Origin of the sequence: Mycobacterium sp. OTB74, assembly GCF_029892685.1 — a bacterium.
Lineage (GTDB): Bacteria > Actinomycetota > Actinomycetes > Mycobacteriales > Mycobacteriaceae > Mycobacterium.
Genome location: NZ_JARXVD010000017.1, coordinates 49,706 through 72,822 on the forward strand (window position 1 = coordinate 49,706; position 23,117 = coordinate 72,822).

The window sequence follows — 23,117 nt, forward strand, 5'->3', positions numbered from 1 at the left end:
CAACCTAGCGGAATACCCCGGGCAAGCTCAGCGCTGCCATCGTGTCGTCGGCAAGTGGGTTGTCGTGGATCATGTAGGTCCACGTCGATGTCGGCCGGGCCAGCTTCGAAAGATCAAGTCCCGGTTCATCTTCGAGCACGTTGGCGGTCTCGAAGGTCTGCTGGGCAGCCTCGATGGCATCAGCGGCCAGCGAGCCGAACGCGTCCACGGCCATCCGATGGAACTCGTCGAGCGGGTTCTGACTGCCCAACGCACGCAGATGGATGCTCTCCCGGATGTCGGCCAGGTAGGCCAGGTGGTCGGCCCAGCCGCGGTCCAGGTGGTAGAGCATGATCAGCCGGCAGATCCGCTCCAACTCGTCCTCGTCCACCTCGGCGGCCAGTTCGTCGTAGCGCTCGGGCGAGCGTTCCTTGAGCTCATCGCGCGCAGTTGTGGTGCGCAGCAACGTCTCTCGGCGTTCGACGATGATTGCGCGCTGCTGCGCAGTCAGCTGGTTGTAGCGCCAGGTGTTGGCATGAACGTCCAGCAGCCGCCCCTCGGCGACGCGCTGCGCGTGCGCCAGTAGTTGGCCGGCCTTGGGGTTGGTGATCCGGCCGTTCTCGTCGGTCTGCATCGGCAGCTTCTGCGGCTCCAGATGAGCGACGACCACGTCGTCCTCCCAGCTGGAGAAGAACACTGACGAGCCTGGGTCACCCTGACGCCCGGAGCGACCACGCAGCTGGTTGTCCAGCCGTTCGGTGTGGTGCCGCCCGGTGCCGATGACGTGCAACCCGCCCAGCTCGGCGACCTGCGCCTTGTCCTCGGAATCGTCGCCGGCCTCCGAACCACCCAGCCGGATATCGGTGCCGCGGCCGGCCATCTGGGTGGACACCGTCACCACAGCGAGCTTGCCGGCCTCGGCGATGACCTCGGCCTCCTCGGCGTCGTTCTTGGCGTTGAGCACGACAGCCGGTATCCCTGCCTTGACCAGGCGTGCGTGCAGTTCCTCTGATTCGGCGACGTCACGCGTACCGACCAGCACCGGCTGCTCGGTGGCGTGAATCTCCTGGATGTGTTCGACGATCGCGTCGTTCTTGGCTGCGGCGGTGATGTAGACCCGGTCGGTCTCGTCTTCACGGACGTTGGGGGTGTTCGGCGGGATCGGCGACACACCCAACTGGTAGAACTGGCGCAGCTGCTCACCGGCGGCCAGCGCGGTGCCGGTCATGCCGCACACCGTGGGATACCGGCCGATGAGCGCTTGCACGGTGATGGTGTCCAGCACCTCACCGGTCTCGGTGGTCTCGATACCTTCCTTGGCCTCGACTGCGGCCTGCAGTCCGTCCGGCCAGCGCTGCAGCGAGGCGATCCGGCCGCGGGAGGCGTTGATCAGGTGAACGGCGTTGTCCCGCACGATGTAATGGACGTCGCGCTGCAAAAGCACATGGGCGTGCAGCGCAATGTTGATCTCGGTCAGCGTGGTGCCGACGTGGTCCTCGGAGTACAGGTCGATGCCGCCGAGTTCCTTCTCCAGACGCCGTGCACCCTGATCGGTGAGGTGCACGTTGCGGCGGTCGGCGTCGGTGTCGTAGTACTGCACGGAGTCGTCGAACCGGTTCTCCGAGGTAAGCTCGCCGACCAGTCGGATGATCTCCAGCCGGGGTGTCTCCCGGTGCGTGGTGCCGGCCAGCACCAGCGGCACCAGCGCCTCGTCGACCAGCACCGAGTCGGCCTCGTCGATCAGCGCCACGTCGGGTCGAGGCGACACCAGGTCGGCGACGTCGGTGACCAGCTGGTCACGCAGCACGTCGAAGCCGATCTCGTTGACCGACGCATAGGTGACGTCACATTCGTAGGCGGCCCGGCGCTCGGCGGCGGTGGAGTCTGCGGTGATCCAGCCGACGGTCAGACCCATTGCTTCGAGCAGTGGGCCCATCCACTCGGCGTCGCGGCGGGCCAGGTAGTCGTTGACCGAGATGACGTGCACATGGCGTCCAGCAAGGGCATAGCCCGCGGCTGCGATGGCGCCGGCCAGGGTCTTGCCTTCGCCGGTGGCCATCTCGACGACGTCGCCGGCCATCATGCGCAGCGCACCCAGGAGCTGGACGTCAAAGGGCCGCAGGGAAGTGGTGCGCTCGGCCGCTTCCCTGGCGATGGCCAGGAACTGGGGAATGTCGGACGACTCGGAGAGTTCGTCGAGGTCGAGCAGCTTGGCTGCCTTGGTCAGCTGCTCATCGCCCAGGTCGGCGGCTTTCTCATCGAACTCCGCCGAGGCTCGAACCTGATCCATCGAACGGTTCTGGTTCCTGTCGGTGGAGGCACCCAGAAGCTTCCAGAACCTACTGCTCAGCCGACCGGGTTTCGCGGTGCTCGTCTTCGCCACACGTCAACGGTACCGGCCGCGGACTACTGCCCTCCGACGTGGCCAGATGCGCTCTCCACCTGCTTCACTCAGCTGAGCGCGGTACGTTGCCCGGATGGACATGTTCACCCCGACACTTGACTGGGGCGGCGAGCTGGTGACCTCGCTGATATGGATCGCCAAGGCCTGGGCTATCGCCGCGGTCTGCACGTTGTTGGTTCTGGCGGCGCTCCGCCGGTTCACCGTGTGGGGCCAGCAGTTCTGGCGGATCACCGGTGCGTACTTCGTGGGATCCCAAAGTGTGAAGGTGTGGCTCTGGCTGTCCGCACTGCTGCTCTCGATCATGTTGAGCGTCCGACTCAACGTGCTGCTCAGTTATCAGAGCAGCGACTTGATGACCAGCTTCCAGGTGATCGCCACCGGCGTCGGCAGCCACAACCAGGCGATGAAAGAGTCCGGTCGGGACGGCTTCTGGTTGTCCATCACGGTGTTCTCCATCCTGGCCGCCATTTTCATCGCACGACTGATGCTCGACCTGTTCATGGCGCAGCGGTTCATGCTGGCCTGGCGCGTCTGGCTGACCGATCGACTGACCGGCGACTGGCTGGCCGGCAAGGCCTACTACCGGTCCCGCTTCATCGACGACACCATCGACAACCCGGATCAGCGCATCCAGAGCGACATCGACATCTTCACCGCCGGTAACGGCCCAACACCAAACACGCCCAGCATCACCAGCCAATCGGTTCTGTTGTTCGGCGCGATCCATGCCGTTGCCTCGATGGTGTCATTCGCCGCCATCCTGTGGAATCTGTCGGCAAGCTGGACCTTCGGTGGGTTCACCCTCCCGCGCGCCATCTTCTGGATCGGCATTGGTTATGTGCTCTTCGCCACGATCATCGCCTTCTGGATCGGCCGGCCGATTATCCGGTTGGCGTTCGACAATGAGAAGTTCAACGCCGCGTTCCGCTATGCGCTGGTGCGGATGCGCGACGCCGCCGAAGCCGTCGCCTTCTATCACGGTGAAACTGCGGAACGGACCGGGTTGCGACGGCTATTCGTGCCGGTCGTGACCAACTACAAGCGGTACGTGAACCGGTCGGTCAAATTCAACGGATGGAACTGGTCTATGAGCCAGATCATCGTGTTGTTGCCCTACATCCTGCAGTTCCCCCGCTTCTACGCGGGTGAGATCACCCTGGGCATGATGAACCAGACCGCCTCCTCGTTCGGGAACATCCAGGACGGGCTCTCGTTCTTCCGCAACGCCTACGACCAGTTCGCCGGTTACCGAGCCGCAATCATCCGTCTGTACGGGCTGGTGGTCGCCAACGAAGAAGCCCGCGAGCTCCCGACCATCGCCACCGAGGACTGCCCCGACCACACCGTCACCATGGACAAGATCTCGGTCAGCACCCCGGACGGCCGCGAACTCATTGAGCCGCTTGACTTCTCCCTGTACCCCGGCGAGGCGCTGGTGATCACCGGTCCGTCCGGCAGCGGTAAAACCACCCTGCTGCGCAGCCTGGCCAAGATGTGGCCGTACTGCACCGGCACCATGAAGTGCCCGCTCGAAGAGAACGAGACGCTGTTCCTTTCCCAGCTCCCCTACGTGCCGCTGGGTGATCTCCGGACGGTGGTGAGCTACCCGTGGACGGTGGGCACCCACACCGACGACGAACTGAAGCAGGCGCTGACCAAGGTCGCGCTCCCGAACCTGGGCGACCGGCTCGATGAACTGCAGGACTGGGCCAAGGTGCTCTCACCGGGCGAGCAGCAGCGCGTGGCCTTCGCCCGCGTCCTGCTGACCCGCCCGCGGGCGGTGTTCATGGATGAGTCCACCTCAGCGCTGGACGAAGGCCTGGAAATGATGCTGTACCAACTGGTTCGGACCGAGCTTCCCAACACCATCTTCGTCAGTGTCAGCCACCGCAGCACTGTCGAGCAGCATCACGAGCAGGAACTGCATCTGCTGGGCGATGGCCGGTGGGAGCTGACCCGGATCACCGACGACGACAACAAACCGGTGCCGGTGTAATCGACGCCCCGGTTTCGCCTGTGATCGGGGCCTACCCGGTCGGGTGACCGGCCGCCCTGACCGCGGATCAACCGCCGCGCGCTACCGGCTAGCGGCGTGTGTTCCGGCCCGGCGGCCGAAGAACGAACCCTCCCCCAGCTGGGTTCCGCTGGCGTATCCCTTGCCGTCCTGGGCGATGTTCGACGCACAGGCACCCGCGGCATACAGGCCCGGCACCACACTGCCGTCCTCGCGCAGTACCTCGCCGTCGAGTGACACGGACAACCCGCCCATGGTGAAACCGGAGTACATCGCCCGGCCCAACGAGAGGTCGAACGCGGCCCACGGCCCGTTGTCTTGTGCCGCAACGTAATCGGGCTGCTTGTGGAAGTCCGGGTCCTCACCGCGCGCCGCGGCGGCGTTGTAGCGGTCCAGCGTCGCAGCCAGCCTCCCGGCCGGAATGTCCAGTGCCGCTTCCATTTCCGCAATCGTTTCCCAGCCGTCGATGAACCGGATCAGAGGCATCGCGGGCATTTCGGTGTGGGCCTCGTCGACGATCAGGTAGGCGATCTGATCGGGCTGCTCGAGCACGAATGCCGAGGTGCGGGAGTGGTAGGAGTCCTCGTTGACGAAGCGCTCGCCGTTTTTGTTGACGATGACGCCGGTCAGCAGGATCTCGGGCGGGTAGGCCGCCGCGGTGATGAACAGCTGGTCCAGGTTCTTGGCCACACCGCCGGCCGACACACCCAACTTGATGCCCAGGCCGTCGTCGTTCGGGTTGCCCAGGATGTAGGGCTCCACCTCACCGTGGTGCTTGGTCTTGCGCTTCTGCCCCAGCGCCGGGGTGTGCTCGGCGACCATCTCCGGGTTCATCGCGAAGCCACCGGCGGCGATGATCACCGACTTCGCCTTGACCGCGCCGGTCTCGCCGAAGTTCTTCCAGCGCACGCCCACCACAGCACCGTCACTGTCGAGAACCAGGTTGGTGGCGCCGGTTTCGTATCGGATCTGCACGCCAAGTTGGGCAGCGCGCTTGAGCAGCAACTCGATCACCATGTTGGCACCGCCCAACTCGCCGGGCACCGGGACCGAGTGCCCGCGCGGTGACGGTGTGGCCTGCTCGCAGAAGGGCCATACCTTCTCATTACCGGTGTAGGACAGCCCTTCGGTGCCCGGAGGAACCACCACCTTTCCCGGGTAGAAGCTGCGCTCGAACTGAAACCCCAGGTCCTCCAACCAGTTGAAGTGCTCGACGCTGCCGTCGCAGTACGCGCGGATCTTGTCGTGCTCGGGATCGTGTGCGACCGCGACCAGGTACTTGTACATCTCATCGGCGCTGTCGTCATGTCCGGTGGCCTGCTGCACCGCGGTGCCACCACCGAGGTAGAAGTGCCCGCCGGCCATTGAGGTGGTGCCGCCGGCGCCGGCGGCCTTTTCCAGCACCAGGACTTTGGCTCCGGCGGCGGCCGCACTCACAGCCGCGCAGCCGCCGGCGATGCCGAAGCCGATCACCACCACGTCAGCTTGATCGGACCATTCGGCGACATCTGCGGCGTCGACGATCGAGGGCACTGCGTCCATCATTTCTCCTGGTGCTGCTGTTGCTTGATGTAGTCAAAGAACTTCTTGATTTCGGTTGGTATGCAGGCGATCTCGATGAACGGGACGCCGGCATCGGGGGCAGCCACGTAGGCGAACCGCATGCCGCCGGGCATGACGCCGTCCTGCACGACCGGGGCGCCGTCGCGATCGGCGTCGGCCAGCGCCTGCTCGAACGCCTGGTCGTCGGGCGCCTCGATGCACACATGGTGCAGCCCCGCCCCGACGGTATCGAGGAATTCGCTGTAGATGCTGGTACCGGACACCGGTGCAATCACCTCGAGTTGCATGTCCCCGGCGTAAGACAGCGAGATGTCGGCGAGGAAGTCCGCAGCTTCGCCACCGAAGGTGCAGGTTTTCGGAGCGAAGTGCACACCGGGCATCCGGGTCCACTTCCGGGCGCCGAGCAATGCGGTGAGCATGGCTTCGGTGGCAGCCACGTCACGCGTCACCCAGGCGATCTGGACAGGTGTCTGATTAAGCATCGGGTAGAGAATATCGCCGCCGTGCCACGATGGCTAGAACGTGTTCTAGTTTTCTTCTTCGCCCAGGTAGGCCGCTATGCAGCGGCGTGCCGCGGCTCGCGCCTCATCAGAGTCGGACTCCCGGGTGAACAGGTGCCGCCGGCGTTCCCGGCCAACCGATAGCTGCCGCCGACCCCGAGCTGACCGGTGACCGGCAGGAACCCGTGTGGATGCGGTCCCGGTTGGTACAGGCGTCCCACAAATCGGCGGCGTCGGTCGGAAACGACTGGCTGACCGTCACAACGCGGGCGTCAGCGGCTTTCCAGGCGCGGGTGCGGACGGTGCGGAAAACGGCATTGATCTGCGTGGTGACGTCGATCATCAGACTCCCCTGTCGCGTTTTGAGCATGCGGCTTTCGGCGGCCGCCACGTACCCGCCCCGGCCAGGCATCGGCAAATCCGTTGTCGTGCAGCACTTTCAGATGCCGCGATGGCGCCGACTGCGTCAGTTCCCGCCCGCGGTCTGTTGTACCACAGCGTCATTCACCTGCTGGTCGGCGGAATTCCATGACACTGCGGCCGGAAACTGTCCCCACGTGCTGTTGAACACGCCCACCATGACCGCGCGGTTGTCGGGCGTCACCGTATACACCGGCCCACCCGAATCGCCCTTCTGGCTGACGATGCCGTTGTCCATGGTGAACCAGCCGTTGTTGACAGCCTGGACGGTCCCGCACGTTTCACCGGTTACCACCCCGAAGTGGCAGACCGGCTCACCCGGCTGTGGGTTGACGCCCGGATCGGCAACCAGCATGCGCCCGTCCGGCAGGATGTTGTTGACCATGACATCGCCGACGAGCGTGATGGATTCCCAGTCCGAAATCTGGTGATCGGTGGCGACAGTGGCACCGTCCGGGGTGTTGTCGACGAACCGGATCATGTTGCCGATCATGTGACCATCCCGGTCGGTCACCGCGCCATCGCCGCGGCAATGCCCCGCGGTGTAGCCGGTGCGGGCTTGAATATCGACATACCCAAGGGTGCAACGGGTGCTGCCCTGATGAATCTCCATGCCCGGATACACCAAGACGCCTGGATCAGCCTCTGCACTCGGCGCCGAAACGGACATCGAGCCGCCGCAAATTGATGTCGCAACGGCAAGCACCGACAGCGTCAATGCTGGCAAACCCCCCACAGACATGGCCTTCTCCGTTCGGTGCAGCCTGCTGATGGCACTCAGCCTACCTGTCGGGTGTCTTCCAGGGCCGAAATCGCCGATCAGTGCCTGGGTAGCAATCGCAACCTCGGCCAACGGTATTCCCGAAAACCAAAGATGGCCCGGAACTTTCGGTCCGGGCCATCTTCGTTTGCTGCACTACGGAATGGTCAGCACCTGCCCAGGCTGGATCAGGTCAGGGTTGGCAACACCACTCGCGTTGGCAATCTCCTGGTACCGGTTCCCGTCGCCGTAGAACTGCTCGGCGATGGCCCACAACGTGTCGCCGGACTGCACCGTGTAGGTGCGCGGGGCTGGCGGCGGCGGGGGCGGGGGTGGCGGCGGCGGAGCCTGCTCCTCGACGGCGGCGGGCGCCACGTCGATCAGTTCCGGCTGGGCCTCCGGAGCGGGCGGCGGGGTCGGCGGAGCCTCATCCGTGTGAGTTCCCGACGACCACTTGGCGCCGTCAGTCGCGTAGAGCACCAGGTTCCGGTCGTCCTGCAACACCAGGCGAACGCCGTTGGCGCCCTTGGTGTCACTGGCCCACACCGCCTTGTCGCCGTCATACAGCACGAAGTTGCCGTCGTTCTGCACCTCGGCCCGCTGAACGGACTTACCGTTGGTGCCGGTGGACCACTCCGCCTTGTCACCTGCGTACAGCACCAGGTTGCCGTCATCTTGCAAAATAACCTTGTAGGCGCCGTTGCTTGACGTCAGCGACTGGCCGACCTCGAGCTTCTCGCCCGCATTAAGAGTGTCTCCCACGTGGATGTTGCTCCTTTCCGGTTAGAAGCACGACCCTACCCACGAGATTCAGTTTCAGGGGGCGTTTGGCTCGCGGCAATCAAAACAATTGGCAAATTGTGAGGACAGAAGCCATGAACGCCACCTTGGGCCAAAGCGGCCGGCACCCACGAAACATCAACCGGTAGGCCAGGTTTGGCCAGTGACCCGAAAGAATGGGGCCGCCGTCAGGCGACCCGGACAGCCTCGGGGTCGCAAGCATGCTGTGGCGCCCACCCCGGCGGGCCGAACACGTAACCGAGCCGGTCGCGCACCCCGCCGGACCGCCGCAAATCCCGCACGATGGCCGCGTACTCATGCGTCTGCAACTTCCAGATATGGTAGGTGCCAACAGGTTTGGTCAACCCATAGTGCGGCCTGACGGTCTCCTCGGTGAAGCTGCCGAACAATCGGTCCCAGATGATAAGGATGCCACCGTAGTTCTTGTCCAGATACTGTTCGTCCATACCGTGGTGCACCCGATGGTGCGACGGCGTGTTGAACACGAATTCAATTGGCCGCCACAATTTTCCGATTCGCTCGGTGTGAATCCAGTATTGGTACACCAGATTCACCGAGAAGCTGGCGAACACGATCCACGGCGGGACTCCGAGCGCCGGCAGCAGCGCCCGCATCGCCAGATCGCCACTGGGGTTCCACTTCTGCCGCAGCGCGGTGGACAAATTGAAGTATTCGCTGGAGTGATGCGCCTGGTGCGTGGCCCAGAAAATCCGCACTCGGTGCGCCATCCGGTGGTACGCGTAGTAGATCAGGTCTACTCCGAGGATCGCGACCACCCAGGTGTACCAGGCATTTCCGGGCAGGTGCCACGGTGCGACGTAGACGTACAGCGCCGCGTAGCCGACCAGTGCCAGGAAATTGAGGACACCGCTGGTGAACAGCGATGTGGCGCCCATTGAGATGCTCGCCCAGGCATCCGGCCGCAGATAGGAGCCGGCCGGCGGACGCTCCGCCTCGTCGTGGGCCAGTTTGCGCGCCGCACCCCATTCCAGCAGCAACGCCACTACGAAGAACGGAATGGCATACGAGACCGGATCGTGCAGCATCGTCGGCAGCACATCAGACAGCACATCTCGGTTCACAGCATTTACCTCCGTAAACAGCGTAACCGGGCATGTGCGGCCGGCGAAGACGGTCTAGGGGCATCGCGGCGTGCCACAGGCCGGGACCGCGCGCCGGGCGCATCGCCGCTCAGTCCCCGCAGCGGCCCGATTACCGGCAAGATTGCGCACATGACCGATCGCCCTCAGGCGCTGCTGGATCTGGCACACCACCTTGGGGTGGCCACCGAATACGTCGACTGGACCGGCACTCATCATCTGGTCGGTGCCGACACCCTGATCGCGGTGCTGGCCGCATTCGGTAAGCCTGCCGATACCGCGGAAGCCTGCGAAACGGCGCTGGCTGAGCACGAACGCGAGTACTGGCAACGCACCCTGACCCCGACCATCGTGACCCGATCCGGGCGGCGGTCGAGCTTTTGGGTCCACGTCGCCCACGGCGCTCCGGTCGGAGTGTGGATCCGGCTGGAGGACGGCACCGTCCGCGCCGGGCTGCATCAGCTGGAGAACAACCGACCACCGTTCGACGTGGACGGTTCACTGATCGGCGAAGCCACCTTCGAACTGCCCGCCGACCTCCCACTCGGCTACCACCGATTGCATGTGCAGGCGGGTACGTCCACGGATGCAGAGGCCACCCTGATCGTCACTCCCGACACGCTGCCGATGCCCAGTCGCCTCGGCACCGGCCGGACCTGGGGGCTGGCCACTCAGCTCTACAGCGTGCGGTCCGAAAACTCCTGGGGCACAGGCGATCTGACCGACCTGACAGATCTAGCCGTGTGGTCGTCCACCAAGCATCACGCGGGATTCATCCTGGTCAACCCATTGCATGCGGCTGCTCCGGTGGCACCGGTCGAGCCGTCCCCCTACCTACCGACGTCGCGGCGGTTCGGCAATCCGCAATACCTGAGGGTCCAAGCCATCGCCGAATACGCCGACGTCCGCTCCCCCGCAACCCTGCACAAGGCTCAGGCAAAGGCCCAGTCCCGGGCAGCACGTTCGGAATTCATCGACCGCGACGCGGCCTGGAAATCCAAGCGCGCAGCGCTCAAAGAGGTCTACGAGGTGAAACGGTCGGCAGGCCGGGAATTGGCGTATGAAGGCTTCCGGGCCCAGATGGGCCAGGCTCTGGACGAGTTCGCAACCTGGTGCGCGCTGGCCGAAAAACATGGAGCCGACTGGCGCGGCTGGCCAGAGGAATACCAGCGCCCCGACCACCCCGCGGTTCGTGCATTCGCCGAAAAACACAGCGGCCGTGTCGATTTCCACCGTTGGCTGCAGTGGCAACTGGACGACCAACTGACCGCCGCTCAGGCGACCGCAGTACAGCACGGCATGGCCCTTGGCATCATGCACGACCTTGCAGTGGGCGTACACCCGGGCGGAGCCGACACCTGGGCGCTGCAGGACGCGTTGGCTGCCGGGGTTACCGCCGGAGCACCGCCGGATGAGTTCAACCAGCTCGGGCAGGACTGGTCCCAACCGCCATGGCGGCCGGACCGATTGGTCGAGCGCGGCTACGAACCCTTCCGTGCAGTTGTCGACGCTGTGCTCCGCCGGGCCGGCGGAGTCCGCATCGACCACATCATCGGGCTGTTCCGGCTGTGGTGGGTGCCCGATGGCGCGCGGCCGACCGAGGGCACCTACGTCCGCTACGACCACGAGGCCATGGTCGGCATCGTGGCGTTGGAGGCGCACCGTGCGGGAGCCGTCGTCGTCGGCGAGGACCTTGGCACGGTCGAGCCGTGGGTGCGCGACTATCTGCACGAGCGCGGCCTGCTGGGCACATCGATCCTCTGGTTCGAGAGCGACCACGACGGGCAGCCGCTACCGGCCCAGTACTGGCGTGAGTACTGCCTGTCGTCGGTGACCACCCACGACCTGCCGCCGACCGCCGGTTATCTGGCCGGTGAGCACCTACGACTGCGCCGCGACCTCGGTTTGCTCACTCGCCCGTTCGACGAGGAAGCCGAACTGGATCGAATCGAGCAGAACAGGTGGCTGGAGCGACTGCAGGAGCTCGGACTGTTGCCGGCCGATGCCACGGCCGATGCCGACCAGATCGTCCGCGCGCTGTACGGCTACCTGGGCAGAACCCCGTCCCGGCTGCTCACGCTGGCGCTGCCCGATGCGGTCGGCGACATCCGCACCCAGAATCAGCCGGGCACCAGCGACGAGTACCCGAACTGGCGAGTGCCGCTGAGCGGCCCTGACGGCCATCAGATGCTGCTCGAAGCGGTATTCACCGACCCGCGCGCGAGCGTTTTGGCTCAAGTGCTGTCCAACGCCGTAACACCCGACCCAGGTCGATGAAGTTTATCGGCCCGCGCATCTGCGCTATGTTCGCAATGCCGGTAGGAGGTCAGGTGAACAAGCTGGTAACACTGGCGGCTGCGGTCGCTGCTTCGGGTGCCGTCGGGCTGGGTTCGGCCGCACTGTTCGGTTCGTCGGTCGCTTCGTCAGATCCGGGCGTGGGTGGCGGGGCCAATTCGATGAACGTGGTCGGCGAGTCCTACGCCAGGGCTGTGACGATCCTCAAGAGCCAGGGTGTGCGGGCGTCGTTCGGCGGCTCGGTCGGCAGCGACGTCCCCCAGGCGCAATGCATTGTCAATGAAGAGAAGGCGACCGGTCACGGCCGGATGATCCTGATGCTGGACTGCACCACCAAGGCGGTGGAGAACGCGCAGGCCGGTGCTCCCGCTGTCGGCGGTGCCCCGGCTGCAGGCGGAGCTCCTGCAGCCGGCGGTGCTCCAGGGCCCAACAAGCTTGGCGGCAACGTGGGCAGCAACGGCATCACCACAGTGCAGGCAACCCCCGTCGGTCCGCAGCCAGGCATGACCATCCCGGGTATGTGACCCCGGTCCGGAAATCCGGTCAACACAAAAACCCGGTACCGCCGTTCCCAGGTAACCATATAAGCTGATTACACCCAGCGACGGTGCTGGCATATCTGGAGGTGCGGTTCGGTGCTGCAACCACGTCGGTTCGACAATGAAATTGACCCAGGACCCGTCCAGATCCAGGCCCGCAACGTGCATTTCGCGACGGCCGACAAGCCGATGGCGTGGATTCCCGGGCACCCGGTCGCCTCGCATGTGGTGAACCTGCTGAACATCCTGCTTCCCGCGGGTGAGCGGTGGTTCATCGAGACCTTCAACGAGGCCCTGCCGCTGATCAAAGATCCAAAGTTGGCCGACGATGTGCGCGGTTTCATCGGCCAGGAGGCCATGCACGCCGAGGCCCACGACACGGTGATGCACGACTACCTCGTGGACAACGGAATGAATGTCACGCCGCTGCTGGACCAGGTCGAGTTCGTCTTCGAGGAAATCCTGGCACCGACGACCACCACCAACCCGCGCCGCAAGATGAACAATCTGATCGAGCGCCTGTGGTTCATCGCAGCGGTCGAGCACTACACCGCGGTGCTCGGCGACTTCGTGTTGAACTGCACCTGGGACGACTACCACGCCGACCCCGTCATGGTGGATCTGTTCCGGTGGCACGGCGCCGAAGAGGTCGAACACCGCTCGGTGGCCCATGACGCCGCGGTGTACTTCCGGGACAGCTACATCGACCGGATCCGCGCCATGAGCGTGGTGGCACCCCTAATGTACGTGTTCTTCCAGCGCGGGATGCGGTTCCTGGTCAAGTCCGATCCGCAGTTGAACCTCAGTTGGTGGCAGTCGCAGCGGCTACGGATGCGCGACTCCAGGCTGGGTCTGCTGCCGAAATACCGCAATCTGCTGCTCTTGCAGACCCTGGAGTACTTCAAGCCGAGCTACCGCCCAGAGACCATGGGCTCGACCGCGCAGGCAGTGGCGTATTTGGCCAATTCCCCCGCTGCCCGCGCCGCGCACCTGTGAGGACGCGCCGCTTCCGGCCCCGCCTGGCTCCGCCCAGTGTGCTGGGTCTGCTTCCGCACGACCTTCTGGTCACCGTCGCCGACGTGATGGTCAGCAGCAGCTTCTGGGTGTTCACCGCCGTCCGCAAACCCCCGGCACGCGCGACAGTCGAACGCACCATCCGGCTGCGGATCGTCGACCGGCAGGTGGTCGCCCACGACCAGGACGTGGTTGCCCTCACCTTCGTCGAAGCCGACGGGCGCGAACTGCCGCGCTGGCACCCGGGCTCACATCTGGACATCCATCTGCCCAGTGGCCTGGTCCGGCAGTATTCGCTGTGCGGCAATCCGGCGGTGCAGGACCGCTATCGAATTGCGGTGCGCCGCATACCTGATGGCGGCGGTGGTTCGATCGAGGCTCACAAGCTCACGGTCGGCGACGTGATCACCACCAATGGGCCGCGCAATGCCTTCCCGCTGTCCATTCCCGGTTACGGCTCGCCGACCGGCAGGCTGCGCTTCATCGCCGGCGGCATCGGCATCACCCCGATCCTGCCCATGCTGGCGAAAGCCGAACGACTGGGCGTCGACTGGTCCATGATCTACACCGGCCGCAGCCGCGAGAGCCTGCCTTTCCTGGACGAGTTGGCCCGCTTCGGCGATCGGGTGCAGCTCCGCACCGACGACGTCGACGGCCTGCCCACCGCCGACGACCTGCTCGGTGACTGCCCACCCGGAACCGCGGTGTACACCTGCGGCCCGGCACCGATGCTGACCGCGGTCCGCACCCGGTTGGTTGGCGAAGACGACATCGAATTGCATTTCGAGCGCTTCGCCGCGCCGCCCGTGCTCGACGGCCGAGAGTTCTCGGTGCAGGTGGCCTCGACCGGACAGGTCGTCGAGGTGGCCGCCGACCAGACCATGCTGAGTGCGTTGACCAAAGCCGGTGTGCACGCTCCGTATTCGTGCCAGCAGGGGTTCTGCGGCACCTGCCGGGTAAAGGTGCTGGGCGGTGCCGTCGAACACCGCGATGCGCTGCTGACCGAGACCGAGCATGAAGCCGGTCTGATGCTGACATGCGTGTCGCGCGCCCAGGGCAATGAGCAGTTGACGCTGGACCTATAAGCGGCCGCGAGCCGGCGGCTACGATGCCCAAATGTCACTGGCCGGGTCATCGCTGAAGTTCGCCGTCGTTGCACCGGTCGCAGCCGGTGTCACCGCCGACCCGGCGTGGATCACCGAATTCGCCAAGCACCTGGAGAGCTGCGGCTTCGAATCCATTGTGGCCGTGGAACATACGGTGATGATGACACGGTACTCCAGCGTCTATCCGTACGATTCCTCCGGCCGGGTCGAGATCGCTGCGGACTGCCCGGTGCCAGATCCGCTCGACCTGCTGGCCTTCCTGGCCGGCCAGACCAGCACGTTGGGGCTGGCGTCGGGGGTGTTGGTCCTGCCCAACCATCATCCCGTCGTGCTGGCCAAGCGGGTCGCTACCGTGAATGCGTTGTCCGATGGACGGATTCGACTCGCCGTAGGCATGGGGTGGTTGCGTGAGGAGATCGAAGCCTGCGGGGCTCCGTTCGACGCCCGCGGCCGGCGCGCCGATGAGCAGATCGATGTGCTGCGGCTGCTGTGGTCGGACCAGCCAGATGGCGCGAGCCATTCCGGCGAGTTCTTCGAATTCACCCATGCCGCTTGCTATCCCAAGCCGGTGTCGTCCATCCCGATTCACATCGGCGGGCACAGCCGCGCAGCTGCGCGTCGCGCCGGGCAGCGTGGCGACGGCCTGCAACCGCTCGGGGTAGCCGGCCCAGAATTGACCGAACTGGTGACGGTAATGCGGAATGCCGCCGAGCAGTTCGGACGGGACCCCGACGCCCTCGAACTGTCGCTGGGCCACCTGGTCACCAAGGTCGACGCCGACCGGGCCGGTCGGCTGGCCGACCTCGGTGCGCACCGCGTGGTGCTCGCCATGCCTCCGGTGACCGACATTGAGGAGGCCAAGGACATGCTGTCGGCGTGTGCCGAGCGATTGGGGCTGGTGCCGTGCCGTTAACCGTGTCCGACCGCCTGGACCTGGCCGACCTAGTGCACCGGTACGCGGCCGCGGTCGATGACCGACGGTTCGATGATGTCGTCGAACTGTTCACCGACACAGGCGAATTGGTGATGCCGCAGCCACCAGCCGATCTCGAACCGGTAGTGGTCAAGCGCGGGCATGCCGGGGTCCGCGAGGCGATGGGCGCGTTGACCGGGGTGAACCGGACCCAGCACGAGATCGTCGGTGAGGTGTATTCCGGCGGCCCGGCGGAAGCGCAGGGCCGGATCACCTGCGTCGCGCATCACTGGACGAAGACCGCAGACGGCGTCACCGACCTGGTCTGGCACCTGCGCTACGACGACGAGTACCAGCGTACCGAGATTGGCTGGCGCATCCAGCGTCGAGCGTTGACCCTCAATGCGATTGAAACCCGGTCTATTCGCAGGCTCCGGGACTAAACCGGTCGAGCGGTCATCAGCAGCGTGTCGCCGCCGATATGCACGCCGTCGTCGCCGATCAATTCGGCCAGCCTGGAACGTAATTCGCGAGCCTGGTCCGGCTCGAGCACAAGATGATTCGAGTAGGTGAAGGCCATGTCGAGCCATTGCTCGGCATCGAGATGCTCATCGCGCGGATACAGATGGATCTCGACGGCGAATCCGGCTTTTTCGAGATCGGCTGCCAGTGCGGCGCTGTCCATGCCCGACCCGGTACCCCCGGTCGGCCTACCTGTGACCAGTGGCGAAGCCGGATCGAGAAAGTCGCGGTACACGGCAGCGAAATCCAGCATCGAGGGCGTGATCGGAATCTGCCGGTTCCAGGCTAGTGCCATCCGACCACCGTCGGTAAGCAACCGGCGGACCTTCGGCAGCGCCACCGCAGGGTCGACCCAGTGGAACGACTGACCGAACAGGATCAGATCGAACCGGCGGCCGGTGTCGTCCCAATCCTCGAACGTCGCCAACTCGACCGTCACCCCTTTCTCTTTGGCGAGCTCGGCCATCCGCGAATCCGGTTCCACCGCAAGCACATCTACTCCACGCTCGGCCAGCGGCACCGCCGTGATCCCGGTGCCGGCACCCACGTCGAGCGCCCTCAGCACAACCAGTTCATCGAACATTGCCGCGGGATACCGCGGGCGATGCCGGTCGTAGGCCCGCGCGGCCCCACCGAACGAGTCCGCGCGATCACGTTGCCGGTGCAGTTCATCGGATTCGGCCACGGTCCCGACGGTACCGCGCGGGTGAAGGTCTCCGGATCCTCGCCCAGCGCAACGGCGAAGGCCCACAGCAGTTGGTGTCCAACCGCCAGCACACCGTTGTAGTAGTCGATCGCGGCGTCAGCGAACCCGGGCAGGTCCGGCCAGCTGTTGAGGCCCAGCATCGGGTTGCCCGCCAGATGGTCCGGGTCGTCCGCAGGCAGATCCAATGCACTGTCGAAGGCCTCTTTCAGATCCGGGTTTCCCTCGGCGACGCCCTCTTCACCGATCGACACATATCCGCGATGACAATCGGACAACCCGATGTATGACCGCATCTTCTGCTCCAGCGGCAGGGCGAAAAAGTCCCGGGTCGCGGTGAGCAGCCGATCGAACAAGGCATCCTCGACGCCCGTTCCGCTGAGACCCACCGTGACGAAATCCTCGACGCGGCAGGCGAACTGTTCACCACCACCGGTTACCGCGGGACCTCGACCAGCAGCATTGCTGCGGCGGTCGGCATCCGGCAGGCCTCGCTGTACCACCATTTCCGGACCAAGGACGACATCCTTTGCGCGTTGTTGAGCCAAACCGTCACCCCCACACTGGAGTTCATCCCGGTGCTGGCCGAGGAGCAGCCGAGCCTCAGCCCGGAGGCGGAGCTCCACGCGCTGGCGACATTTGGCGGCATGCAATTGCTGGGTGACCGATGGAACCTCGGCGTGCTGTATCTGCAGCCGCAATTACGCGGGACCGGACTCAAACCGCTCTGGTCTGCCCGCGAGCGGCTCCGGGAACACTATCTTGGTCTGGCCCGCACCATCGCCGCCGACACGGCCATCAGTGTTGCGGCGGTCGACCTGCCGTTCCGATTGACCGAATCGTTGGTGAACGTGTGGTCCGAACACCGCACGGACAATGCAATGGAGCTGGCGATGCACATCGCCGATGCGGGGCTGCGGGTACTCGGCGTGCCCGAGGACCATATTCGTAAGGTGAGGACCAGCACCCGGAAGCTCGTCGGTCGTCCGCCGCACCCGACGACAACCTGACTACCCCCGGCATGTCGGGTCCCTCCGCGCTGACGAAACGCTGATCTTTAACTACAGTCACAGTCGTGGCCAGCGGCTACTACCGATACGTCGCCCTCGGCGACAGCCAGACAGAAGGGCTCTGGGACGGCGATGACGACGCCGGTCTCCTTGGTTTCGCCGACCGACTCGCCCTGCGGCTCGATGAACTCCGACCCGGGGTTAGGTATGCGAATTTGGCGGTACGAGGCCGGCGCATCCGTGATGTCCTAGACCATCAGCTGCCGCGGGCGCGGGCCATGGACCCTGACCTGATCACGAGTTGCATCGGGATGAACGACGTGACGCGGCCCGGTCGCAGCTTCGACCGAGCGCTGCACGACCTACGCGTGCTGCATACCGAACTGGCCACCACCGGAGCCACGGTGGTCACTGCCACGTTTCCGGACATCGCCCGCATCCTGCCGGTCGGCCGGTTGCTCAGCGCCCGGGTGCAGCAGATCAACGCGGTGATCCGGTTTGACGCGGCACGCCATGGGTTCCGCCTGCTCGATCTGTATTCAGCCCCGTCGATGATCGATCCGGACATCTGGAGCATTGACCGGGTGCACGGCTCGCCACGCGGTCATCAGTTGTTCGCTGATGCCGCGGCCGCGGCCCTCGGCCTACCCGGCAGCGATCACACCTGGGCGACCGCGTCTGATGTCGTGACGCTCCCGCGGCTACGGTCGCGCATGTATTCGCAGGTCATGTGGGGCCAGAATATGTTGATGCCGTGGATTTGGCGGCACGTTCGGGGCCGTTCGGCAAGTAATGGGCTAGGGCCCAGGCGCCCTGTCATGACGCCTGTCTCCGACGCTCCGGTGCTATCCGAGGCCGAGTAGGCCCAGCGGCAACGGGGACTGGCCGTTACCGATCGCCGTGACGACGCCCGGGCAGAACGCGCTGATGGCAAAGCCGGTGAACATCGTGGCGGGGCCGAGAGACATCCCCGAGGCGTCGGCCACCTTGGCTGCGGCGTCGGCGACGGTCTGGCCGGGCTGGGCCAGCATCGGGCACACCGACTGCCCTAGTGCCACTGTGTCGGCGTTGTTGGCAACCGGCACGCCGGCGTTGCTGAGCGAATTGATGAAGCCAACTCCGGCGTCTGTCGGATCGGCGTGCGCCGGCCCCACTGCCACGAGGCCGCCTGCGAGAACAGCGCCTGTCAGCACGCCTGCCGCTGCGATGCGAGAACCGAATGTGCGCTTCATGATGAGCCGATGTTACCCGAAGTCAGTTCGCTGAAACCGACTCAGATGCCCTGCCACGCCGAGGCGATCTGCGTCCCGACGTCGATGACCTTCGCCTTCGTCGCCTCTGGGCTCTCGATCTCACCCGCGACGTGCTTGGCGACGAACCGCTTGATCTCCCCGTCGACGTTCCCGACGATCCGGACCAGCTCCGCACGGAGCGATGACGACGTCACGTGTATGGCGATATCTGAGGACCGCGGCGCCTTCACGTCCAGGATCAGCAGCAACGGTTCTGCGGCCACCGCGACAGCCTTCAGTTTGATCTCACCGAATACCATGAACCGCGGCCGATCGATCCGTAGGTCCAGCGTCATGTCGATTTCCAGCGGTATCCGAATCGCAAACGCGATCTGTTCGCCGAGTTCCCGCGCGACGATCGGGTGCTTGACCCGCACATGCGCAGTCACCTTGGCGATCCCGGCGGGCCCCTGCGAAATCGGGCCGATCTCGAACGCGTCGCCGGCGATCCCACCGATCGCGTCGGCGACGCGCTCCTCGCTGACCGCGACCTCGAAGAATCGTCGACCGAATTCCTCATAGGTCATGTACTCGTGTTCGGACTGCTCTGGCATGGTTTGACTACGTTCTCATGTTGGGAGTTCTCATGGTGAGAGCGGATGCCCTCGACAGGTGTCCTGGGCTCAGTCCGCGAACAGTCGCAGCCCACTTACCTGGGGCCGACCCGGGGCCAGGTCGGCGATGACGACGCGTCGGTCACCATCGCGATCGACCCCGGCGACGACGTGGCGACCGGAGACAATCGGCTTGTGCACTCGGATGTGGTCGAGTTCAGCCACCAAGTCCGACAGGCTCAGTCTGCTGCCGTCGCCGCGGGTCAACCGCGCCCCCTCGGCGAGCCGACGTTTGACGGCGAGCGTGTCGCCGTTGGCGGCTTCGGCCAGCAGTGCACCCACCAGTCGCTTGGCGCTTCGGCCGCCGGTGCGGACGCCGGCCATGAACCCTGCGGCACCCCTGGGTCCCTGGTTCCGCAACAGCGCACCGCTCAGCGCGAAGCTCGCGGGCAACGCACCGATACCGCTGCGCGCAAACTGCATCAGCATCGCGGGGAGCTCCCAAAAAGCTTGCAGCCGAGCAATTTTCAGATAGTCGCCGACCTCCTCCAGGTCATAACGCAGATACGCCGGGTTGTGCAGCCGCACCGATCCGCCCATCACCACCTCGAGCTCGAGGTCCCGGATCACCGTGTTGCCGACGACGATGTCGGTGTCCCGGTGGAACACGATGGTCCGTGGGCCGATGAAGGTGTCGTAGAACCGCTCGATTGCACGGCTACCGACATGAGCGCTGGAGCCCACCGGATCCTCGATCCGAGCGTCGGCGCTGAACAAGCTCACCCAGCCCGCCCGGTCATGGGCAGACGTGGCCGACGGTGAGCGCTCGACAGCGGCCAGCAGATCGTCGCGGGTCGGTGGTTGTGCTGCGGGCATTTCTCCATCGTCCTCCACCGCAGTTCGGCATCGACGTCGGTATGGCGGTCGGGCGATGGTCGTAGCGGACATCGCCGATCGCGCGCACACTGGTCAGCAGACGGCGCGTCGCGCCGGAATCTCGTCATGCGGCGGCGCCGGCGGCGCGACCACGCGTTACACCAGGAGGGCCTTATGAGCCAGAACGGACCGTTCGGCATCGACCCCGAAGAGTTCGACCGGATTTTCCGGGAAGCGGGCGGGAGCATCCGCGACGCAATGGACCGCCTCGGTCGGCAAGGCGGCGGCTGGATGTCACTGATCGACGAGTTCACCCGGTCGGCGAGGCCGGCGACCCGACCCGAGACCACCGGCGACACCGGCGATGGAGTGTGGGCGGTGTACACCGTGGCGTCCGACGGTGGGGCACATATAGAGGAGGTGTACCCCACCGAACTCGAGGCGCTGCGGGCCAACAAAAACAACACCGACCCGGCCCGCAAGGTCCGATTCCTGCCATACGGCATCGGCGTCAGCGTCCTCGACGCGCCGGAGTAGCCTGCCAAACGCCGCAAGTAGTGGACCGCTGGCGGCTAGGCTTTGCCACATTATGGGGCGGGTCGCCGTTCGAGGGGAGATGAGCAGGATGTTTCGTGCACTGACGGTGGCTGCCATGATCGCCGGTACCGGGCTCGGGCTGTCCGCGATCGCCGGCGCCGAACCGGCCCCGCCCTACAACGACGATCCCGGCCGCTACGCCACCGATGTCCCCGGCATGAACTATGAGGCCGTCAGCGGCGCCCCGTGCACCAACACCGATGTGTTCGTCTTCGGTCGCGGCCCCGGTGGCCAGTCCATGGCCTGCCGCTGGATTCCGAACCAGTGGCCGCCGGTCGACACCGGGTTCTGGACTTACTCGTACCCGATCCAGGGTGTTCAGCAGATCGGATCGCCGTGTCCGGGTCCGCAGACCGCAGCACAGTCCCCAGATGGCCGACCGATGTTGTGCCTCGGCGCCCAGGGCTGGCAGCCCGGCGTCCGTACCGGCAATGGGTTCTTCCCGGGCTGACACAGCCTGACACGACGGTACGAGTCAGGCCGTCGCGCCCTCGAAGTGTGAGCGGATGCCGGCCAGCATCTCGGTGTGGGCCTGCACTGCCTGGGTCACCGTGAATCCCGCCAACGGCCGCGGCGCGGCGATCGTAATGTGCTCGGTGACTCTGGTCCCGCCCTCAATGGGGTCGAAGGTCACCGTGGCGGAAAGTCTGACCTGCGGCTGCTGACGTGCTTCGGTATACACCCGACCGTCGGGCGCCTCCAGAACCGAGGCCCGGTAGCTGATCGACATCGTCAGCGGGCCCAGTGGGATGCGATCGCGGACCCGATAGTCGCGGTAGTCGCCGCGAGAGTCCTGCCGACCGTCGACACAGTCCACCGATACCACCAGCGGATGCACCCGCATCAGCTGATTCAGGTCGGTATAGAAGGCCCTGACGTCGGATGGCGCCGCCGGCACGTCGCTGCTGACTTCACGCTCGGTTCGGACGATCCACACGGGCTCACCGTACGTTCTGCGATGCGGTCGGCCGGCTCGAATCCGGACTTTTCGCCTTCCTTATATACCGGGGTATACACGGGATACACCGGGGTGATACACGGGCGGTTCCCGTGCTCCGACGGGGTCGCTCAAGTGCCTACTTGACCGTTTCAGACACCCCGATTTCACTACTCATACGCGTCCCACTGGCCCCAGCCTGGGTGAAAATTCGACGTCAGCACGGCCGACGCACAGATCCGAAGTTAGCTGATCACCGACCCACAACAGTGGTCGCGACCTTGCATTTGCGCAAAAGCTATGCATGGGGGTATGTTTTGCGCATTCACCTGCGAATTCATGAAACTGGTTCCGCCCCAACAACGCCGGTTCCAACGGTGACGTAACGCAGACCACAAAAGTCGTGAAACGTGACGGCTGACACAGTATTTTGACGCTCGCGAATTTTCCTTGCTAGCGTTCCGCCGCATGTTTGCTATTGCGACCGCGTCACTGATCGCTCTGGTCAATCAGGTCTCGGGCACCCCGTACATCACTGGCGGTGACACTGCCCACGGCACCGATTGCTCCGGACTGGCCTCCTGGGTTGCCAACGCCGCCACTGGCCTGCCCGTCTACGGCAACCGGTTCAACACCGGCAACGAAGAGGCCGCACTGCGTGCCCGTGGCTTTGTCTACGGCACCCAACCCGGCGCGCTGAACATCGGCTGGAACGGCGGCCACACCGCGGTGACCCTGCCCGACGGCACCCCGGTGTCCAGCGGCGAAGGCGGCCGGGGCGTCGCCGTCGGTGGCGGCGGCGCATACCAGCGCCAGTTCACCCACCACATGTACCTGCCCGTCGCAGTCGACGAGGCCGCTGGCCCGGCCGACCTGCCGGCACCCGACATCGCCCCGCCGGGCCCGATGATCGTGGAGGCCGCCAATATCCAGCCCGCGCCCGAGGCTCCGGTCCTCCCCGAACCCGAGGCCCCGGCTCTGCCTGCACCCGAGGCCCCGGCTCTGCCCGAGCCTGAGGCTCCGGCTCCGGACGCCCCGGCCCCCGACGCCCCCGGCCAGCCTGTCTGACCTACGGCGGCGGACTTGTCCGACATTTAACGCACGATTTTGCCTTCAGGGCTGTGACCGACCCCGGTCACAGCCCTGATTGTGTCTTCCGGCGGCGTCAGGTGGCCGTCCGCCGCACCGGAAGCTGATCCCCACCTCATACCCAGCTGA

25 protein-coding genes are annotated in these 23,117 nt (G+C 65.3%); 12 read left to right on the top strand and 13 right to left on the bottom strand.

The annotated features are described in order from the left end of the window. Positions 1–4: 4 nt before the first annotated feature. On the bottom strand, positions 5–2,362 hold the full coding sequence (gene secA2, locus M2432_RS20810; protein ID WP_280828730.1) for an accessory Sec system translocase SecA2: 2,358 nt from the start codon (positions 2,360–2,362) through the stop codon (positions 5–7). 94 nt (positions 2,363–2,456) lie between these two features. On the opposite strand from secA2, the gene M2432_RS20815 reads away from it, so the two are divergent. Then, complete coding sequence (locus M2432_RS20815) at positions 2,457–4,379, top strand: ABC transporter ATP-binding protein/permease (protein WP_280828731.1); 1,923 nt, start codon at positions 2,457–2,459, stop codon at positions 4,377–4,379. Between the two features lie 81 nt (positions 4,380–4,460). Here the strand turns inward: M2432_RS20815 and M2432_RS20820 are convergent, their stop codons facing one another. The 6 genes from M2432_RS20820 to M2432_RS20845 form a co-directional block, all read right to left on the bottom strand. Continuing rightward, on the bottom strand, positions 4,461–5,942 hold the full coding sequence (locus M2432_RS20820; protein WP_280828732.1) for an FAD-binding protein: 1,482 nt from the start codon (positions 5,940–5,942) through the stop codon (positions 4,461–4,463). Beyond that, the gene (locus tag M2432_RS20825; RefSeq protein ID WP_280828733.1) at positions 5,939–6,442 is read right to left on the bottom strand and encodes a VOC family protein; all 504 of its coding nucleotides are present in this window, start codon (positions 6,440–6,442) and stop codon (positions 5,939–5,941) included. Before M2432_RS20825 ends, M2432_RS20820 begins: the two co-directional genes overlap by 4 nt. 106 nt (positions 6,443–6,548) lie before the next feature. Further along, positions 6,549–6,872 (bottom strand): hypothetical protein, encoded by a 324-nt coding sequence (locus M2432_RS20830; protein ID WP_348536325.1) that lies wholly within the window; start codon positions 6,870–6,872, stop codon positions 6,549–6,551. Between the two features lie 54 nt (positions 6,873–6,926). Beyond that, positions 6,927–7,550 carry a hypothetical protein gene (locus tag M2432_RS20835; RefSeq protein WP_280828813.1) on the bottom strand — a complete coding sequence of 208 codons (624 nt, stop codon included), beginning with the start codon at positions 7,548–7,550 and terminating at the stop codon, positions 6,927–6,929. Between the two features lie 246 nt (positions 7,551–7,796). Continuing rightward, entirely contained in the window at positions 7,797–8,402 is a 606-nt protein-coding gene (locus tag M2432_RS20840; RefSeq protein WP_280828734.1) for a LysM peptidoglycan-binding domain-containing protein, read from the bottom strand. 206 nt (positions 8,403–8,608) lie between these two features. After that, positions 8,609–9,487, bottom strand: a complete 879-nt coding sequence (locus tag M2432_RS20845) for a sterol desaturase family protein (RefSeq protein WP_280828814.1) — start codon at positions 9,485–9,487, stop codon at positions 8,609–8,611. A gap of 186 nt (positions 9,488–9,673) precedes the next feature. Here M2432_RS20845 and malQ point away from each other — a divergent pair, with 186 nt between their 5' ends. From malQ to M2432_RS20875, 6 genes are all read left to right on the top strand, one after another. Then, complete coding sequence (malQ, locus tag M2432_RS20850) at positions 9,674–11,818, top strand: 4-alpha-glucanotransferase (protein WP_280828735.1); 2,145 nt, start codon at positions 9,674–9,676, stop codon at positions 11,816–11,818. Between the two features lie 53 nt (positions 11,819–11,871). Beyond that, a complete protein-coding gene (locus M2432_RS20855) occupies positions 11,872–12,360 on the top strand; it encodes a hypothetical protein (RefSeq protein ID WP_280828736.1) in 489 nt (162 codons plus the stop codon). Between the two features lie 111 nt (positions 12,361–12,471). Further along, complete coding sequence (locus M2432_RS20860; RefSeq protein ID WP_280828737.1) at positions 12,472–13,371, top strand: metal-dependent hydrolase; 900 nt, start codon at positions 12,472–12,474, stop codon at positions 13,369–13,371. An 86-nt stretch (positions 13,372–13,457) separates the two neighbouring features. Beyond that, a complete protein-coding gene (locus M2432_RS20865) occupies positions 13,458–14,474 on the top strand; it encodes a PDR/VanB family oxidoreductase (RefSeq protein ID WP_280828815.1) in 1,017 nt (338 codons plus the stop codon). Between the two features lie 52 nt (positions 14,475–14,526). Further along, positions 14,527–15,408, top strand: coding sequence for an LLM class F420-dependent oxidoreductase (locus M2432_RS20870; RefSeq protein ID WP_280828816.1), 882 nt, complete (start codon positions 14,527–14,529; stop codon positions 15,406–15,408). Next, positions 15,399–15,851: a nuclear transport factor 2 family protein gene (locus tag M2432_RS20875; protein WP_280828738.1), complete on the top strand. Its 453-nt coding sequence runs from the start codon at positions 15,399–15,401 to the stop codon at positions 15,849–15,851. Before M2432_RS20870 ends, M2432_RS20875 begins: the two co-directional genes overlap by 10 nt. Here the strand turns inward: M2432_RS20875 and M2432_RS20880 are convergent. Together M2432_RS20880 and M2432_RS20885 are read right to left on the bottom strand one after the other, a co-directional pair. Further along, entirely contained in the window at positions 15,848–16,597 is a 750-nt protein-coding gene (locus M2432_RS20880) for a class I SAM-dependent methyltransferase (RefSeq protein ID WP_348536330.1), read from the bottom strand. The genes M2432_RS20875 and M2432_RS20880 overlap by 4 nt on opposite strands. Continuing rightward, positions 16,489–17,139: a 2-oxoglutarate and iron-dependent oxygenase domain-containing protein gene (locus M2432_RS20885; RefSeq protein ID WP_280828817.1), complete on the bottom strand. Its 651-nt coding sequence runs from the start codon at positions 17,137–17,139 to the stop codon at positions 16,489–16,491. Before M2432_RS20885 ends, M2432_RS20880 begins: the two co-directional genes overlap by 109 nt. Here M2432_RS20885 and M2432_RS20890 point away from each other — a divergent pair. Beyond that, the gene (locus tag M2432_RS20890; protein WP_280828818.1) at positions 17,053–17,643 is read left to right on the top strand and encodes a TetR/AcrR family transcriptional regulator; all 591 of its coding nucleotides are present in this window, start codon (positions 17,053–17,055) and stop codon (positions 17,641–17,643) included. The two genes, M2432_RS20885 and M2432_RS20890, sit on opposite strands and share 87 nt — an antisense overlap. Before the next feature lie 65 nt (positions 17,644–17,708). Continuing rightward, positions 17,709–18,506 carry an SGNH/GDSL hydrolase family protein gene (locus M2432_RS20895; protein WP_280828740.1) on the top strand — a complete coding sequence of 266 codons (798 nt, stop codon included), beginning with the start codon at positions 17,709–17,711 and terminating at the stop codon, positions 18,504–18,506. On the opposite strand, the gene M2432_RS20900 is transcribed toward M2432_RS20895, so the two are convergent. From M2432_RS20900 to M2432_RS20910, 3 genes are all read right to left on the bottom strand, one after another. Beyond that, positions 18,489–18,875 carry a DUF732 domain-containing protein gene (locus M2432_RS20900; protein WP_280828741.1) on the bottom strand — a complete coding sequence of 129 codons (387 nt, stop codon included), beginning with the start codon at positions 18,873–18,875 and terminating at the stop codon, positions 18,489–18,491. The two genes, M2432_RS20895 and M2432_RS20900, sit on opposite strands and share 18 nt — an antisense overlap. Positions 18,876–18,916: 41 nt before the next feature. Next, positions 18,917–19,489: a hypothetical protein gene (locus tag M2432_RS20905; protein ID WP_280828742.1), complete on the bottom strand. Its 573-nt coding sequence runs from the start codon at positions 19,487–19,489 to the stop codon at positions 18,917–18,919. Positions 19,490–19,558: 69 nt separating this feature from the next. Beyond that, positions 19,559–20,365 carry a ketosteroid isomerase family protein gene (locus M2432_RS20910; RefSeq protein ID WP_280828743.1) on the bottom strand — a complete coding sequence of 269 codons (807 nt, stop codon included), beginning with the start codon at positions 20,363–20,365 and terminating at the stop codon, positions 19,559–19,561. Between the two features lie 174 nt (positions 20,366–20,539). On the opposite strand from M2432_RS20910, the gene M2432_RS20915 reads away from it, so the two are divergent. Further along, positions 20,540–20,902: a hypothetical protein gene (locus M2432_RS20915; RefSeq protein WP_280828744.1), complete on the top strand. Its 363-nt coding sequence runs from the start codon at positions 20,540–20,542 to the stop codon at positions 20,900–20,902. Between the two features lie 88 nt (positions 20,903–20,990). Then, the gene (locus M2432_RS20920; protein WP_280828819.1) at positions 20,991–21,413 is read left to right on the top strand and encodes a hypothetical protein; all 423 of its coding nucleotides are present in this window, start codon (positions 20,991–20,993) and stop codon (positions 21,411–21,413) included. Positions 21,414–21,437: 24 nt separating this feature from the next. Here the strand turns inward: M2432_RS20920 and M2432_RS20925 are convergent, their stop codons facing one another. Beyond that, positions 21,438–21,899 (bottom strand): SRPBCC family protein, encoded by a 462-nt coding sequence (locus M2432_RS20925; protein ID WP_280828745.1) that lies wholly within the window; start codon positions 21,897–21,899, stop codon positions 21,438–21,440. 468 nt (positions 21,900–22,367) lie between these two features. On the opposite strand from M2432_RS20925, the gene M2432_RS20930 reads away from it, so the two are divergent. After that, entirely contained in the window at positions 22,368–22,967 is a 600-nt protein-coding gene (locus M2432_RS20930) for a peptidoglycan endopeptidase (RefSeq protein WP_280828746.1), read from the top strand. Positions 22,968–23,117: the final 150 nt, after the last annotated feature.